This window comes from Microscilla marina ATCC 23134, assembly GCF_000169175.1.
Taxonomy (GTDB): domain Bacteria; phylum Bacteroidota; class Bacteroidia; order Cytophagales; family Microscillaceae; genus Microscilla; species Microscilla marina.
In genome coordinates this window covers 1-18,762 of the sequence record NZ_AAWS01000085.1, presented here as the reverse complement: position 1 = coordinate 18,762, position 18,762 = coordinate 1, and the positions used below count along the sequence as shown (strand labels likewise).

At 44.5% G+C, this 18,762-nt stretch carries 9 protein-coding genes; 8 read left to right on the top strand and 1 reads right to left on the bottom strand.

Features of this window, described 5'->3' with window-relative positions:
• From M23134_RS39480 to M23134_RS35995, 8 genes are all read left to right on the top strand, one after another.
• The coding region (locus M23134_RS39480; protein WP_002705622.1) for a DUF3883 domain-containing protein at positions 1–719 on the top strand (719 nt) is incomplete at its 5' end.
• Complete coding sequence (locus M23134_RS36025) at positions 719–2,209, top strand: type I restriction-modification system subunit M (RefSeq protein ID WP_002705621.1); 1,491 nt, start codon at positions 719–721, stop codon at positions 2,207–2,209. The genes M23134_RS39480 and M23134_RS36025, both read left to right, overlap by 1 nt.
• An 809-nt stretch (positions 2,210–3,018) precedes the next feature.
• Entirely contained in the window at positions 3,019–6,282 is a 3,264-nt protein-coding gene (locus tag M23134_RS36020) for a cyclic nucleotide-binding domain-containing protein (RefSeq protein ID WP_157558821.1), read from the top strand.
• 198 nt (positions 6,283–6,480) lie between these two features.
• Positions 6,481–8,007, top strand: coding sequence for a hypothetical protein (locus M23134_RS36015; protein ID WP_002705618.1), 1,527 nt, complete (start codon positions 6,481–6,483; stop codon positions 8,005–8,007).
• 189 nt (positions 8,008–8,196) lie between these two features.
• The gene (locus M23134_RS36010; RefSeq protein ID WP_002705617.1) at positions 8,197–11,397 is read left to right on the top strand and encodes a WD40 repeat domain-containing protein; all 3,201 of its coding nucleotides are present in this window, start codon (positions 8,197–8,199) and stop codon (positions 11,395–11,397) included.
• Between the two features lie 503 nt (positions 11,398–11,900).
• A complete protein-coding gene (locus M23134_RS36005) occupies positions 11,901–13,061 on the top strand; it encodes a porin family protein (protein ID WP_157558820.1) in 1,161 nt (386 codons plus the stop codon).
• 263 nt (positions 13,062–13,324) lie between these two features.
• On the top strand, positions 13,325–14,506 hold the full coding sequence (locus tag M23134_RS36000; RefSeq protein ID WP_045115017.1) for a hypothetical protein: 1,182 nt from the start codon (positions 13,325–13,327) through the stop codon (positions 14,504–14,506).
• 559 nt (positions 14,507–15,065) lie between these two features.
• On the top strand, positions 15,066–15,419 hold the full coding sequence (locus M23134_RS35995; protein ID WP_002705609.1) for a four helix bundle protein: 354 nt from the start codon (positions 15,066–15,068) through the stop codon (positions 15,417–15,419).
• Between the two features lie 359 nt (positions 15,420–15,778).
• On the opposite strand, the gene M23134_RS35990 is transcribed toward M23134_RS35995, so the two are convergent.
• Positions 15,779–18,762, bottom strand: a 2,984-nt coding sequence (locus M23134_RS35990; RefSeq protein WP_157558819.1) for a GH92 family glycosyl hydrolase, incomplete at its 5' end; no start/stop codon positions are given.

Genomic DNA, 18,762 nt, shown 5'->3' with positions numbered 1-18,762 from the left:
CGATAGAGGTATATTGCAATGTTGACTACAAATATGCGGGCGATTTGCTCACCGAAAAACACAAAGAGGCACTGGAGAACTATATGCAAACCCACAAAATAGAGATAAACCGATTGGAGGTAAACAATTTGTCGGGCTATGATTGGGACAAATTGGTAGAAGAAAGTCGCCAATGTATCATCGATAACTTTAAACATTATGAGCAAATGATTGCCTTGCTTGCCCAAAACCGACTCCGTGAGCAAGTGCCTCCTGCCCAGTTTGCAGCGCCTCCACCTGCCGATGCTGTGCCTAGTTTTGCCCCACAACCTGCTAAAGACCATGTGGCAGAAGCAAAAGCGAAGAAAGAGCTAGGCGACGCGGGCGAAGCTTTGGTGCTTTTGTGGGAGCGAGAAAGACTCAAGCAAAATAATCAAAAGAAAAGTGCCAAAAAGGTGGAAAAAAAAGCCGATGGCGAAGGCTACGATATATTGTCGTTTGACAAAGAAGGCAAGGAGGTATACATAGAAGTAAAAACCACTACCCAATCTGCGGAAGCGCCTTTTTTTATGAGCGCCCACGAGGTAGCTTTTGCCCGCTTGCACCCCCAACAATATTGGGTGTATCGCTTGTATAATTACGACGAAGCCACCAACTCCGCCGACTTTTTTATTATCAAAGACCTGCACCAGCGTGCCGAGTTTAGACCAATGAATTTTAAAGTATACATCACACAATAATGACAGAAGCAAGTATAGTATCTAAAGTATGGAATTTTGCCGACGTGCTCCGCGACGATGGGGTGGGTTATGGCGATTATTTGGAGCAAATTACCTATTTGCTGTTTTTGAAAATGGCAGAAGAATCGGGTAGGGTAGACTTTCCGCGCCTGAAAGACATCAACGGCAACGAACTGCCCAACGGCGAGCAATGCAGTTGGCAAAACCTCCGCAGCAAAAAAGGGGCGGCTCTAGAGGCGTTTTATACCCAAATGTTGCGCAGCCTGGGCAGTGAAAAGGGCATATTGGGGCAGATTTTTACCAAAGCCCAAAACAAGGTGCAAGACCCCGCCAAGTTGTTGAAGATCATAGACATGATCAACCGCGAAGACTGGAGCTCGATGGGCGCTGACCTCAAGGGTAAAATATACGAGGGCTTGTTGGAAAAAAACGCCAGTGACGTGAAGAGCGGCGCAGGGCAATACTTTACGCCAAGGGCGCTTATTCAGGCAATGGTGGCTTGTGTGCAACCCCAACCCAACAAAACCATTGTGGACCCTTCGTGCGGTACGGGCGGCTTTTTCTTGGCGGCTTACGATTATATTGTAGACAACCACGAGCTAGACCGTGACGAAAAGAAGTTTTTGAAAAAAGAGACTTTTTATGGCAACGAAATAGTGGCAAGCACCCGCCGCATGTGCCTCATGAATATGTTTTTGCACAACATTGGCGAGATTGATGGCGCTTCGTTGATTTCGTCTGCCGATGCCCTCATTGCCCAAGGCAGCCAGCGCCACGACTACGTGTTGGCAAATCCGCCTTTCGGCAAAAAAAGTAGTATGACCATTACCAACGAAGACGGCGAGCAAGAACGCCAAGACCTGAGCTACAACCGCCAGGACTTTTGGGCAACTACGTCGAACAAACAACTCAACGTTTTGCAACACATCAAATCGTTGCTCAAAGTAAACGGCGAGGCGGCGGTGGTGTTGCCCGACAACGTGTTGTTTGAAGGGGGCGCGGGTGAAACCGTGCGCAAAGAATTGCTCAAAACCACCGAACTACACACCATTTTGCGTTTGCCTACGGGTATTTTTTATGCCAATGGGGTAAAGGCAAACGTGTTGTTTTTTGACAACAAAGCCGCCGCCAAAACCCCCTGGACTCAAGAGGTGTGGGTATACGACTATCGCACCAATGTGCACCATACCCTCAGAAAGAAACCGCTGCGACTCGCAGATTTGCAAGCGTTTGTCAAATTGTATAATCCCGGCAGTCGCCACAAGCGCCAGGAGACCTGGAGTGAGGCAAACCCCGAAGGGCGCTGGCGCAAATTTGGCTATGAGGAGCTCATGGCACGCGACAAAACCAATTTAGATATTTTTTGGCTCAAAGACCAAAGCCTTGCCGACCTCGACAACTTGCCCGACCCTGATGTGTTGGCGCAAGAAATTGTAGAAAATATTGAAGCCGGTTTGAGCAGTTTTCGCGAGATAATGGCGGGCCTATAGCATGAGTTGAGCGCTTTTGCTTACACCAGCCAGGTTTTATAGTGCAGTTGGTAGACTTTTAATAAAACAGCTTTTTATACCTGCCAGGTTTTCAAAACCTGGCAGGTATGGATATTTATCTTTGTTATAGGTTTTAAAATGCTTGACGGAAATATCAAATTTTAATTGTCCATACTAAAAAACCTGGCAGGTGTAAAACAGGAGCGGCAATACTTGAGAAGCATTGAGCCTTGGGTTGATTAATGTTGGTATTCAGACAATTGGTCAAAATCTGTCCCCAAAAACATTTTTGTTGAAGTATCAATACTCCGCAGTGATTTTAGTCAAAGTTGATTACTGATTACCTTCGTTGAGCTCCCGTTGCTCGGTTATCAAATGGTTATAAGTTTAAAAACTATTTAATTACGTGTTTAGGCGTAAACCTGAAACCCTTTGAAAAATAAAGCAAGTACACAAATTTAATATACGCCATTGGTTTACAATGATTCATAGGGTAAACATTTACTCGAATCCGCTATGGACTACGGACTAAATGCTATGGACTATTGAATATAAAACAATTTAAAAACCACAAAACTGGCGTAATTTTTTCTCCCTCATTCAATATAAAACTGGTCATGTCAAACAAAGCCTGGGGATTGTTGTAGGAACTGAATTTATTGACTATTTTTAATAAATCAAGCCAAAACTTACATTACAAGTGTGCCTGCAATTACTTACTATAGTCTCAGGCATTATTTTATTCGAAACAACTTTAATACGACCCCTCTCTTTGTATGGCACAAGCCCTGGAGAGGCATAAGCGAACTATGAGAAAGGTTCTTCTTAAATTATTAAACATAGAAGACAGTGAATTTATTCAGGTACTCCTCCTCCTCCTGATGGGTTTCTGTATAGGTATTTTTTTGGCAACCTACAATACCAGTATGAGTGCCTTGTTTGTCACTGCCTTTGACGAAGCCACCGACTTGCCCCTGGCTATGGTAGGACAAGGAATTGTAGGTATTGTGATCACCTCTTTGTTTTCTCACTACCAGCGGGTACGCCCCTACGCCCGTTTATCGCTTGTGGTGCTTATTATTATTACCCTCTCTATTTTTAGTTTAAGGCTGGGCTATGGGCTTATTCCTGACAAGGATATGAGAGCCAAACTGGTGTTTTTTGGTTTTATGCTCATGGTACCTTTCGAGGCCTTGGTGCTGTTGATTTTCTGGGGTATGATTGCCCGTATTTTTGACCTGAAACAGCAAAAACGCATTGTAGGGGGCGTAGACATAGGCAAAGGATTGGCTACATTGGTGGCTTTTTTTGGAGTAATCCCCATTGCCAACTCTTTGATGGAAACCATAGACCTGCTTGAGATCAGTTTTGCCAGTACCGGACTGCTTATTTTTGTCCATATTTTGTTAGTGCGCAACTCCCCCGCCATCAACTTTGTGCGTATGGAAGCGCACGAAAAAACCACCGGAAAGCTGTCTATTCCACAAATGTTTAAAGATAACTACATTATCTGGTTGATTGGCTTTGTAATGATTGTAACCATTGCCGGAAACTTTATAGATTATTCGTTTCTGAACACTGCCACCAAGCAGTTTCCCCGAGAAAAAGATTTGGTAAACTTTATTGGGGTCTTTCAGGGCATTACGCTGGTGTTTAGTATGTTGGCACAAACTTTTGTGGGCGATTGGCTGGTAGAAAATTATGGCTTAAAAATTACTTTATTAATCAATGCCCTCTTGTTGATCTTGTTTACCGTACTCACTGTGCTGGCGGGGTCATTTTTTGGCTTTACTCCTGGTGGAGACAACAATTTTATCTTCTTTTTTATGGCAGTGGCGTTGAGTAGTTTGTTCTTTTCGGCGCTCAAAGATGCCTTTGATGAACCTACCTTTAAGTTTTTTCTGTTTCCTATCGACAAATCCATTCGATTGATTGTTATGACGCGCTTGGATGGTATTGTCAAGGTAACTGCAGGTATGATTGCAGGTTTGCTGATGTTGGCGATTGACAAAGCCAAGTTTTTCAATCTTCTTTCGTTTTCTTACATCTTATTATTGATCATTGGTGCCTGGATATATATCATTATAAAAATGCACACCAAATACCAGGAAAGTTTGCGCGCTACCCTCGAAAAAACCCAGCAAACCAATGACATGAGCAGTTTGCAAAGTGCGGACGCCATTGGAATTATACTAGAGAAAGAGTTGGAAAGTGACCACCCCGAAAAAGTAATTTTCATTCTTAAGTTTATGGAAAAAACAGAACCGGTGTTGTTCGAAAGATCACTCAAAAAACTGGAAGCCTCTGCTAATCGAAAGCTTAGAAATTTTGTATCTGCCAAGGTAAAAAACCTGGAAGCTTCTACCATAGACAGTCGTTTGGTGTCCGAAACTACATTTTTGTCTACCAGTAGCCCATCAGCTACCGATCGCCCTTCGGCAAGGTTCAATCTCCGCAAGGACTACACTACAGTAGCTACCGAAAACATTCACCACGAAGAAGTAATCAAGTTGGCAAAGTCAAAGAAAACGGGCGACCGGGTAATGGCAGCAAAGCTCATGAGGATTTATGACCACGAAGAAACCACCCGGTATTTGATTCAGCTACTCAAAGATTATGTGCCACTGGTAAAGATGGAAGCCATTATTACGGCACGCAAGGTGCAGCGCTCGGTGAGCTGGACGGTGCTCATAGACCTGTTGGCATCGCCTGAATATGGCAATATGGCGGCGGCATCATTGGTAGAGTGTGGCGACCGTATTTTGCCAGTACTCGAACACGCCTTTTACAAGTCGGGGCAAAGCGAACTGGTAATGATTAAGATTGTGCAGATTTATGGACATATTGGCAGCAAAAGCTCTATAGAACTGCTCTGGAACAAGATAAACCATCCAGCGCAAGACATTATAGATCAAGTATTACTTTCGCTGAGTTATTGCAATGCCGAAGTACCCGAAGAGCGTGTGCCCGCAATTATTAACATTCTTGAAATAGAAATTGGTGACGCTGCCTGGGACCTGGCGGCAATGCTGGAGGTAGACAAAAGAGATGAAACAGTAGAGTTGCGCGCCTCGCTCAAAGAAGAAATAAGGTATAACTTTAACAGTATTTTTAGGTTACTGTCATTAATATACGATAGCCAGTCGATAGAATTGGTACAACAAAGCCTGGACAGTGAAGAAACTGAAGGTAAATTGTTTGCCATAGAATTGTTGGATATGTTTTTAGACGAAAACCTAAAGCCTATTTTATTCCCATTGCTGGAAGATATTCCAGTAACGCAAAAAATTGCCAAATTACAAAATTACTTTCCACGCATTACCTTTGATCATACAGAAGTACTTAAACACTTGATTACAAGAGACTATAGGTATACCAACCGTTGGACCAGGGCTTGTGCTATGTTTGCTTTGGCACACCTAGAAAATCTCGACGAAAAACAGGAGCTGGTGGCCAATCTTTTTCACAAAGACAACTTATTGCGGGAAACGGCTGCCTGGGCACTGTATCAGTTAGACAAGCCTTTGTTTGACAGGGTAAGCCCACGATTGCACGTGGATATAAAAGAGCAACTCGAAGAAAAACTAGGGAAAATTGTTTTGCAGGAAAATACTGACATTGCAGAAGAGCTACTGTATAACCGGGTATTATTTCTAAAAAAAGTGGCATTGTTTAATGGGGTACCAGGAGATATTCTTGCCGAAATATCTGACATTATACAACCCCAAAGTTTACCTAAGGGAGAAAAACTGATATTGAATAACGAGGAAGCACAAAAATGTTTGTTTATATTGGCAAAAGGTAACCTGCATACGCACAATGCTGAAGGTAAAGAGGTAAACCTGAACGAGGCCGCCACCTTTGGTAGCTTGTTGATGATGGACGCAAGCAAAACCTACGATGAAGCAATCGCCTCTGAAGACTCATTGTTGTATGCAATAGATCAACACGAGTTTTTTGCCCGAATGAGTACCTATCCTGAGTTGGTACGTGGGTTTATTCATAATGTAAATGTAGCGTTTGATTACAAGTCGCTTGACATAGAAGAGCCATTATTTGAAATTGATTTGTAATTACATTTAATACAAAAATGGTTTTGAGGATGGATTTTGACTAATTGCTTGAATACCAACATTAATCAATCCTGTAAATCCTAAAACCACTTTAATCTTAGTGTACATTTTGGTTTCATTATTGCCTTTGTTACTTTTCACTGAGCGTACGTTTAAATTTTACTTTAAGCACTTGAAAGAACCGCCATTACAAATAATATGACACACGACATTCTTATTAATTATGTAGAAAAAGATGATCAGGTTGACAGCGAGCAACAAACAGGGTGGGTGTCGAGTTTCAAGCGTTTTTTGAATATGGTATTGAGCCAATTGCTACAGGAGCACCCAAAAATAGCCTTGCTCGATAGTCAGCTTTTACAAGACTCCACCTCACTCAATGTGTTGAACCAAACCAAGGTATTGGTAACCATTGTATCGCCTGAGTATGTGCAGGCGCCCATCCAGGAAAAAGTAATCAATACTTTTTTTGAAGTTGCCCAAAATCAACCCGATTTGCCTGCCCCTGACAAACGTTGCTTTAAAGTAGTAAAGTATCCGGTAGCTTACGACAGCCAACCTTTGTTGCTTAAGCCTTTGTTGAACTATAATTTGTTTTATCTCAACCGCGAAACTGGAGAAGAGCAAGAATTTGAAGATTTTTTTAGCAGCATTGCCGAAAAAAACTATTGGACTTCCCTCGTAGACCTTGCCTATGATATTTACCACGTATTGACCCGGTTTGATAAAAAACAAGCTACTAAGACTGATGACCAACTGCTGGAGGGGATCGTAGGAGAGGGAGACAGCACACGCACAGTATACCTTGCCGAAACCAGCCAGGAATTGACTATACAGCGTACCATTATCAAGCGGGAGTTGCAAAGACACGGTTATCAGGTATTGCCCAACTATACTCTGCCCAACGACGTTGAAAAGTTGGAACAGGCAGTACTGACAGACCTTAAGCGTTCGTTGATTTCTATTCATTTGATAGGGCGCGAGTATGGTGAAAACGTCAAAGGGGGGGATGTGTCGGTAATAGAGCTGCAAAACAAACTTGCTTCGGAGTACAGCCAACAGCAAAGCGAAGGCACTGAAAAGTTTTCGCGCTTGATTTGGTTGCCTCCTTCATTGGTAGAAGCCAGCGAACGACAACAACAATTTATAGAAAACTTACGTGAAGATGCTCAGGGGCTATCCAATGCCGAAATTTTGCAAATTCCTTTGGAAGATTTCAAAACCACCATTCGCAAAAGCCTGACTGACAGCCCTGTACAGATGCAAGAGCGCGACCATGCGCCTAAAACCAGTACGAATAAATTACAAGTGTATCTTATATTTGATAGAGTAGACACCCAACCTGCTTTGTTGTTGATGGAACACCTGCAAGCCCAGGGTTTTTATGTCATTACCCCCATGCTGATGGGGTCGATACTGGAAGTACGCCAACAACACATAGAAGGACTCAAGTATTGTGATGTTGCCCTAGTGCTTGCCGAAAAAGCAGACGAACAATGGGTAAAGGTAAAACTCAAAGACTTAGTAAAAGCCCCCGGTTTTGGCAGAGAGCGTCCCATGCGGGCAAAAATTTTGTTGGCAATTAATGACTACCACAACATTACAAAAGACGACCTGAAGACTTATAATGTTAGAAAGGTAGAAAACATAGACCTGAACGATTTTTCGGCAGAATTTACTTTTCAAAACATTCTAAATCAGGCAGTACAAAACAATCAAAGTTAACGAACTAAAAATTAGTCCATAGTCGGGAGTTGGGAGACGATAGCTTTTGCAGCTTGCTGAGTCTTTGGTATAGTACAAACCACAGTCGACAATGCTGACGCATATCGTAGAATTCTAAGGACTTGAAGCTGTAGAAGCTCCCGACTATGGACTCCCGACTATTGACTAAATTAAAACACATTTACCATCATGGAAGACAACATCTTACAGGATGAGTATGCAGGGATTAATACTATTATTAACCCTTTTCCAGGTCTTCGCCCTTTCTCGGTAGACGAAAGCTATTTGTTTTTCGGACGAGAGGGGCAAAGCGACGAAGTATTGCTCAAACTTGCCGAAAACCGATTTGTTGCCGTAGTAGGTCCTTCGGGTAGTGGTAAGTCTTCGTTTATATATTGCGGGGTCATCCCTATTTTATATGGAGGGTTTATGACCGACCGCACCTCTAACTGGAGCGTGGTAGTGAGCCGACCAGGTGCAGGGCCTATAGACAATCTGGCAGATGCTTTACTCAAACACGACAATACTTATCAATCTTACGACAAGGAAAACAAGCAAATCAAAAAAGCCATCACTTCGACTCTTTTGCGAAGTAGCTCGCTTGGTTTGGTAGAAGCAGTACAGCAAACCAAAGAGTTTAAGGGACGCAACGTACTGATATTGATTGACCAATTTGAAGAACTTTTCCGGTTTAAAAAAAACGAAGAAAATAAAGACTCACTCAATGAGTCATTGGCTTTTGTTAACCTATTGATGGAAGTCATCAAAACCACCAATGCCCCCATTTATCTGATCATTACCATGCGGTCAGATTTCATTGGCGACTGTGCCGCATTTCCCGAACTGACCGAATCCATCAATCAGAGTTATTACATGATTCCCCAAATGACCCGCAAGCAAAAACAAATGGCCATTACCGGGCCGGTGCTGGTGGGTGGTGGTATGATGACCCCCCGGTTGGTACAAAAACTACTGAATGATGTAGGCGACAACCCCGACCAATTGCCCATTATGCAGCATTCGCTGATGCGTACCTGGGACTATTGGACAGATAACCGTACTACAGCTGATGCTCCACTAGATATAGAGCATTACGAGGCCATAGGTACCATGAAGTCGGCGCTATCGCAGCACGCTGACGAAGCCTACGATGAATTGACCGATGAAGAACGCAAGGTATGCGAGGTAATGTTTAAGGCGCTGACCGAAAAAGGAGGTGAGAGTGCCAATGGAGTACGCCGCCCTACCCGTTTGGGAGAGGTTGTGGCCATTGCCAGTGCCAGCGAAGGCACTGTGATAAGAATTGTAGAAAAGTTTCGCCAGCCAGGGCGTTCATTATTGATGCCCCCCGCAGGTATTCCGCTGGATAATGGTTCAGTGATAGATATTTCGCACGAAAGTCTGATGCGTATTTGGGTACGCCTAAAAGCCTGGGTAGAAGATGAGGGTGAAGCGGTGCAAATGTATATGCGTTTGTCAGAAGCCTCAGCGATGTATCAAGTGGGTAAGTCGGGCTTGTGGCGTCCGCCCGATTTGCAGTTGGCGCTCAACTGGCGCGAAAAGCACAAACCTACCCTTGCTTGGGCACAACGCTACGACCCTGCCTTTGAGCGGGCGATGGTTTTTTTAGACTATAGCCAGAAGGAGTTTGAGACAGAGCAAAAAATAAAAGAGCTTCAGCAAAAAAAGGCGTTGCGACGGGCACGGGTTACTGCCTTGTTTATGGGTACCGCTACTGTGATTAGTATTGGGTTTTTGGTATATGCTATTTCGCAATCGGTAGAGGCTGAGCGCCAAAAAGAAGCCGCCACCAAGCAAGCGGTGATTGCCAAGAAAAACTCTAAAGAAGCAGATAAACAAAGAAAAATTGCCCTGAAAAGGGAAAAAGAAGCCCTGACAAACGAACGCCTTGCCGAAAAGGAAAAGCGAAATGCGGAAGAAGAAAAAAAGCACGCCCAACAAGAAAAAAAGCATGCCCAAGAAGAGAAGAAAAAGGCAGACGAACTAAGAGTGGTGGCGGAACAAAAAGAAAAAGAGGCAAACGAGCAAAAGCAAATTGCCTTGAAAAATGAAAAAGAAGCAAAAAAACAAACCAAAATAGCGGAAGACAAAACCCGTATTGCCACGCAAAAAGAGAAAGAAGCCACCGAAGCGAACAAAAAGGCTTTTAACCTGCGCATGCTGTCTATTGCCCAATCAATGGCTATTAAGTCCACCCAATACTCTGACCGACGCATTCAGGCAAACAATGCCCAAAAAGCGTATCAGTTCAATAAAAAATACGGAGGCGATTTTTATCAACCCGATATTTACAACGGGCTGTACTATGCCATCAAAAGGTTTGAAGGCGAAAACTATAACCAATTGGCAGGGCACAGCGACGCAGTGCGCATGATTGCCCCATCGTATGCCAACAGCGGGCAAGTGGTATACTCGGCAGGCAGCGATGGCAAAGTATTGCGCTGGAACCTGCAAAAACCCAAAGACCCACCTAAAGTGTTGGTGTCGGGTGGGTATATCAAGCGAGCCCTGGTAGTAAGTCGTGATGGCAAATACCTGGCTTGTGGAGGTGACGACCGTCGGGTACAACTTTTTACTATTCAACGCAATGGTAGGTTTTCTAAAAAAAATATAGCCCTTAAAAGCGGTACCAAAGTATGGAACCTGGCCTTTACCCCCGATAACCGAGGGTTGATTATTCATACTTCGGATCAAAAGATTTATTTATCGGACTTTAAAAAAGCTACTGAGATTACCCAACTCACCTCTAAAGTAAACGGGTTGGCGGTGCACCACAAACCCAATGCCGAGAGCCACTATATGGCAGTAGGGCAAAACAATGGCGAATTGGTGTTGATTGACCGCAAAAATAATAATCAACAATCAGTATTGTTTAAAAACACCGTAGGCATGCACGCAGTCGCTTTTAGCAATAGTGGACGTTACCTGGTAGCAGGCGATGTATTGGGGATTGTACGTATTTGGGACTTGACCAAAATAGCTCAAAACAAAAAGCCAATTATTCAATTGGAAGGACACACCGCAAAAATCAATAATATAGAATTTAACAAAGACGACACGCAAATGGCTACGGCGAGTTTTGACAAAACAGTGCGTATCTGGAACATGCGCGAGCTTACCAATAGCCCCATTGTCTTGAAAGACCACGAAGACTGGGTATGGTCTATTGCCTTTAGCAACGATGGCGATTATTTGTTGGCGGGTTGCCGGGATAACCTGGTACGGATATGGCCTACCAACCCCTCGCTTATGGGCGATGTACTCACCCAAAAAGGGGTTCATAACTTTAAACCGGATGAATGGAAGCGCTATGTCGCAAAGGATATTCCTTACGAGCAAACTTTTAAGGTACCACCGAAGAAGAAGTAGGTAGTTAATTACGAATTGTTTAATTACGAATTACGAATGGGCGCGAAGCATTTTTAATTACGAATGGCTTTGCCCAATTCGTAATTAGCCAAGGCAGAGCTCCCTCCGGTCGGTTCGTAATTCTCAAACTCGTAATTCCTAATGAGCGCGAAGCCAATATGGTCTACAGACTACTGACTCCGGACTAAATTACAAATGGCTTTGCCCAATTCGTAATTAGCCAAGGCAGAGCTCCCTCCGGTCGGTTCGTAATTCTCAAACTCGTAATTCCTAATGGGCGCAAAGCATTTTTAATTACAAATTACGAATGGGCGCGAAGCCACTATGGTCTACAGACTACTGACTCCGGACTAAATTACAAATGGCTTTGCCCAATTCGTAATTAGCCAAGGCAGAGCTCCCTCCGGTCGGTTCGTAATTGAACCATTCGTAATTAAAAGGGCTTTGCCCAATTCGTAATTCCGAAGGTACAAGCAAAAACTAAGAATTAATCACTCATGACTATGAACTACCTGATTTATCATATTTGCAAAAATGCAAAACGAATAGTCAACCACTACGCACCACCAATGCCCAACCACCGATTGCTCACTCAGTTTTCATGGCTTCCCTTTTGCCTTGTACTAGGGCTTTTTTCGGTGGCAAGTGCTGCTGAGAAAGACTGTGCCGAAACGCTGAAAAAAGCGCAGGCGGCTTACGAAGAGGGGAGGATCAATGAAGTACCCGATATCTTGGACGATTGCCTGGATGTGTTTGAAGATAAAAAAGCGAGAAAAGGTAACTTTGACCGCAACCAAAAAATGGAAGCCTATTATTTGCTATCGCTTACTTACCTGTACTTGAACGAAGAAGAAAGTGCAGAAAAAATATTACTAAAATTACTGAGGCTGGAGCCCGAATATAGATTAAAAAACAATGCTCCCAGCGAATTTAAAAAGTTATATGGCAACTTCAGAGTGCGCCCAGTGCTCGCTTTTGGCGGCAAAGTAGGAGGCAACATTATGCGTTTTAACGTGACCAAGACCTTTGGCGTAGACGATCCTCATTCATTTAATGAAACCTATACCTCTAAGCTGGGTTTTCAGGTAGGAGGAGCGGTGGAGCTTCCGTTGACAAAAAAACTGGGGGTATTTATGGAAGCCTACTACTCTGGGCGCACCTACACCCTTAACAATCAACTTTTTGGCTATGCCTCTACCAATTATGAAGAGAGCCAAACCTGGATAGAAATACCCTTGGGGGTACGCTATAATCTGGGCGACAAATATAACTTTAGCAGTCATCTCAAGCCTTATGTTTTTGGCGGAATATCTACTGGTGTGCTGCTGGCGGCGAGTGCGGTAGTGGTGCGTCGCGACAAAGTAAGTGTAGATGTACAACGCGAGGTGACAGGTACCAGTATTCCGGTAGCCCCCATGCGCAACCGCCTCAATATTTCGGCTTTGCTGGGGGCAGGGGTAGAGCTTAAGCGAGGCAGAGGCTACCTGGTGTTTGATGTACGCTACTACATGGGCTTGAGCAATGCCGTAAACGCTGCCCAACGCTACAGTGTAAACGAGCTCTTGTTTAAGTATGGCCACATAGACAACGACTTTACTACCAACAACATTACCTTTTCGCTGGGGTACATGTACCCTATATATAAGCCCAAAAAAATACGATAGTCGATAGCGCCTGCAGGGGCAAGCTTTAAGCGACAAGTCGCAAGTCCTTAGATACCGATGAATATCGGTGCTAGACCCTGTTTAACTCCGTTGAGCTCATCACAGCAAACTGCTGTAGATTCGGTTCATAGGCAACTATACTTTTGTATCGTGTTGATTTTCAGTAACTTACAAAAAACATAGTTAAAAGCCGTTGCGTGAGTATAAGTATATGTAATACGTTGAAATACAATGATTTAAAAGTGCCAAATATATTTGTGAAAATGAAGCGTAAATTTTTGCCATACCTGTTTTTGCTGTGGGGCATAGCTGCCTGCAAAACTACCCCCAGTGTAAACCCCGACACCTCAGGGTTATTTATCAAAATGTTTGGTGGAGCCACCAACGATGAAGCCTACTCAGCCGTTACCGCAACCGATGGGGGATATGTGTTTTTGGGGGCGACTACTTCTTTTGCGGCAGGCACTGACAACACCCAAGATATTTTTTTGATAAAAGCAGATCAAAACGGCAATGAACTGTGGACACGCAACCTGGGCGGACATTCGGGCAAATCTATTCAGAACACCCTTGATGGTGGTTTTATTGTATTAGGTGATACTTTGGTGGCAGATACCACCAGTTTGGTACTCATAAAAACTGATGGTGAAGGGCAAGTACAATGGAGTAAAAACTACGGCAAAGCCAACCGAAACGAAGTGGCCACCAACGTACAGCTTACCCAAGAAGGGGGCTACCTGATGATGGGCAACGTGCTGAACAACGACGGTAGCTCAGATATTTATGTAATAAAAACCGACGGGCAGGGCAACATTATCCGCGAGCGGGTATACGGATTTGCCAATCTGCAAAACTCTACCGCCACTATTTTGGAAGACCCCACTACCAAAGATATATTATGGTGTGGCACGGCTTTTACCGCAACCAGCGCCACATCTGACATTCGGGTAGTGCGTGCCAACGACATTGTAAACACCCAGTGGGACTATTTCTTTGGTGGTACAGCCAGTGAAACAGGCAAAGACATGAAGCAAGTATCGGGTGGCTACGTGATTGTGGGTACTACCGCAAGCGAAGGCAACGGAGGCTCTGATGTGTATTTGATTAAAATAAGTGAACAAGGCATATTACAATGGAGCAAAACCTTTGGTGGAGCCGCCAATGACGAAGGACAAGCCATTAGTTTGACCGATGACGGAGGCTACATCATTACCGGAAGCACCGAAAGCGAAGGAGAAGGAGGCAAAGATGTCTTTTTGATAAAAACCGATGCTGACGGCAACCAGGTGTGGACAGAAACTTTTGGCGGTACCAAAGACGACGTGGGCAGAATAGTGCTCCAAACCGCCGATAAAGGTTTTTTGCTGCTGTCTACTATAGTATTTGAAAATAATAACATGTTAGGGCTGATCAAAGTGAACAACGCCGGAAAACTGGTGGAGTAGGGCTATGTTGGTTAATTACGAATTGGGCAAAGCCCTTTTAATTACGAATGGGTCAATTACGAATTACGAATGAGTAAACCGACCGGAGGGAGCTCTGCGCAAGCTAATTACGAATGTGCGTGAAACGTTTTAAATTACGAATTGACCTTGGGGAGCTCTACCTTGGTTAATTACGAATTGTTTAATTACGAATTACGAATGTGCGCGAAGCGACTCCGGTCTAATATACGAATGTGCGTGAAACGTTTTAAATTACGAATTGACCTTGGGGAGCTCTACCTTGGTTAATTACGAATGTGCGCGAAGCGACTCCGGTCTAATATACGAATGTGCGTGAAACGTTTTAAATTACGAATTGACCAAAGAGAGCTCTTCAACGCTAATTGCGAATATGGCAAAGCCATTTGTAATTTAGCCTGTAGATCATAGCCGCTTTGCGCCCATTAGCTAAAGCAGAGCTCCTTCTGGTAGGTTCGTAATTGACCAATTCGTAATTCGTAATTCCCTCATTCGTAATTCCCTTAATTCTCTTATTTGTAATTAAAACCACCGCCTTATCATGAAAGAAAATGTACTTCAACAAAAAAGCTATGACTTTGCTTTGCGGATGGTGAAACTATACAAGTATTTGCGCGAAACCCATCAAGAATACACCTTATCGCAGCAGATAGTAAGGAGTGGTACCTCGATAGGGGCAAATGTGGAAGAAGCCATTGGCGCCCAATCGGGTAAAGATTTTGTGCACAAATTGAGCATTGCTTACAAAGAAGCGCGCGAGACTCATTACTGGATTCGTTTATTGGGCGATAGTCATTATCTCCCGCCCAACTTACGCATCTCACTACTCAATGACTTCGATGAATTACTCAAAATTATGGGAAGCATTCAAAAAACTATGAAGAAAAAAGAGTAGTAATGACGAATGAGAGAGTTACGAATTAGTCAATTACGAACCTACCAGAGGGAGCTCTTCAACGCTAATTACGAATATGGCAAAGCCATTTGTAATTTAACCCATAGGTCATAGTCGCTTTGCGCCCATTCGTAATTTAGTCCAGGGTTGTTAGCTACTATAGCTTCAAGTCCTTAGATGCCGGTGTATATCGGTGCTTCAAGCCCGTTACTGATTTTTAGCGGGTTATAAAATCGGTAGATGGAAGACCATAGTTGCTTTGCGCCCATTCGTAATTCGTAATTCCCTCATTCGTAATTAGCTTACGCAGAGCTCCCTCCGGTCGGTTTACTCATTCGTAATTCGTAATTCGTAATTGACTAATTCCCTTCCACCATAATCTCATCGGCAAAAAGCCAGGCGCCACCACCTGCCCCCAAGTGCCAGGCGGGTACAATGCCTCGGTTATAAGCCAATACCTTGATATAACGGGTTGCCTCACCAAATTTTACCTCAAAAGTTTTGACTATAGTACCCTCACTTTTAGGGCTTACATCGTTTTCTACCACGCCTGCTTTTGTAAATTTTTTGCCGTCAGGCGAAGTAAAAAATACCACACGGGTAGGCATAAAAATCCACGAGTTTTGATCTTGCAGGCAACGAATGGCCATGGTTTTTACATTTTCTTCTTTGCCCAGGTCTATAGTGGCTTCTATGTTTACCTTTTGGTAACCTTGCCACATGCCCGTGCGGAAATCTTTGCCACCTGAAACAAAATCAATGAGGGCTTTGTCGCCACCTGCGGCATATTGATTGGCGTACTGATTGGCAAGGCTGATGGTTCTGCCTGCGGGTATTTTACTAAAGCGAGTGTGAATCGTATCGCTGGTTTGTCCTTGAGTATTTTGGGCAAAGGCCCACACTGTAGCAGAAGTTTGTATAGTGAGTGGGGTTTGGTAGGGCACAAACTTCAGGCTTGTCACAGCAGCGTTTTTGTTTGGGTTCACTGCATAAAACAGCTTTGTTGCCGGGTTGTGATGGGCAATCTTAATCTGATGGTCTGCCCGCTCAAAAGTAAGTTTGCCCTCAAAATAAGGTACTGGTACGATGAGGTGTGCTGTAATGGCGGATACAGGAGCCGCCGTGGGTTGGCTGCCCCAAGCCTTGTTAGGACGGTTGCCCATGACCAACACCAGTTCGCCTCCTGCCATGAGGTCTTCGTGTTTGATATAGTTTTTGGCGTAAGCCTTGCCATTGAGCTGGGCTGATTGTATGTAGATATTGTTGGCTGAGACCTGCTCGGCTTTGATAGTAAAGCGTTGACCGTTTTCGAGCTGTAGAGTAGCTTCGGGAAACACAGGAGAGCCTATGACATAGTCGTTAGAACCAGGTGTAACCGGATAAAACCCCATAGCACTGAGCACATACCAGGCAGACATTTGACCACAGTCTTCGTTGCCCGATAGCCCGTGGGGTTGGTTGTGGTAAAGGGTGCGAAGGATTTGGGCAACCCGTTGCTGGGTTTTCCACGGTTTACCCACATAGTTGTACAAATACGCCATGTGATGGCTTGGTTCGTTGCCGTGGGCATATTGCCCAATGAGCCCGGTAATATCTGCCTGGTGTCGTCCCGAAGTTTCGGTCGATGCCGTAAATAAGTCGTCCAGCCACTGCTCCAACTGGGCTTTGCCTCCCAACATTTGGGCGAGCCCGCTAATGTCTTGTGGCACATACAAGCTATATTGCCAGGCATTGGCTTCGGTATAATTAAAGTTTACCTCTTCGGGGCGAAAGGGAGCAAACCAACGATTTTGGCGTTTGGCACGCATAAAACCAGTATTTTTGTCAAAAATATTTTTGTAAGCCTGGGCTCTTTGGATAAAGTTTTTGTACACTTTGGGTTGGTTCAGCTGCTTTGCCAGCATCGCAATACACCAATCATCGTAGGCGTATTCCAGGGTTTTCGATACCGATTCAGGTTCTTCAGAGGCGGGTATATAGCCATATTTGCGGTAAGCACCAATGCCAAATTTGTCTTGGTTGGCACTGGTTTGCATGGCTTGTAGGGCAAGCGTAACATCATAATCTTTGATCCCTTTTAGGTAGGCGTCTACAATTACAGGCACCGCATGGTAGCCAATCATACACTGGGTTTCGTTGCCGGCCAGCTCCCACACAGGCAAAGTGTTGCCTTGTTGGTATTGCAACAAAAAAGTTTTGATAAAGTCGTTGCTGCGTTTTTGTTGTACCAAAGTATACAAAGGGTGGGCAGCCCGGTAGGTATCCCAAAGCGAAAATACAGTAAAATAAGGGTGGCTTGCCTGATGCACTTGAGCATCGCGCCCCCGATACCGCCCATCTACATCGTTGAACACATTAGGGGCGATAAAACTGTGGTACATTGCCGTGTAAAAAATGGCGTGTTCTTTTGGGGTACGCCCTTTGACCGCAATGCGCGCCAATTCGTGGTTCCAGGCGGTTTGTACCTTTTGGCGTACTTTGTCAAAGTTCCAATCAGGGGCTTCGGCTGCCAGGTTTTTGCGGGCACCTTCTATGCTTACCGCCGAAATACCCACCTTGACCAACAGAGGCTGCTTAGCTATATCTTCATCAAACGAAAACGAAGCTTTGATGCTTTTACTTTGGGCTTTTTTGTGAGGTTTGGCTTGGTTGTCTACCCAAAGCTCGTGCTTGTTGAAAGGCTGCGAAAACTGCATCACAAAATATACGTGCTGGTTGGTTGCCCAGGCTTTAGACCTTCGGTGCCCTTGCACCTCCCGGTTGCTCACAACCTCTAGACTGGCGTCCAATACTTGGTCGCGGTGTACCAGGTCAAGTATTACATGGGCTGGCTTACCCTCCGGAAAACTGTAGGCGTGCACGCCCACCCTGGGAGTAGCAGTCAGCGCTACTTTTATGTCATAATCGTCCAGGTAAGTTTCATAATAGCCTGCTTGTGCTTTTTCTTTGTGATGACTAAACCGCGAACGGTAACCCTTTTTGCCATCTGCCCCATTATGGTATACCACGTTGCCCGTGATGGGCATAAGCAATACATCGCCGTAGTCTGACACACCCGTGCCGCTGAGGTGGGTATGCGAAAACCCATAGACCAGGCTGTCGCTGTAATGATAACCTGAGCAACCGTCCCAACCAGTGAGGCGGGTATCAGGACTAAGTTGTACCAAGCCAAAAGGAGCCGTAGCACCAGGGTAAGTATGCCCATGCCCTCCTGTGCCTATCAAAGGGTTTACCAGTGCGGTGTAGTCTTTCCCTTGGTAAGGGGGGACAGTCCAGTTTGGCAAGGAGTCGGGACGGTTGTTCTTATGTTCGGCTTGTTCTATTTTTTTTGAGGTGCAATATG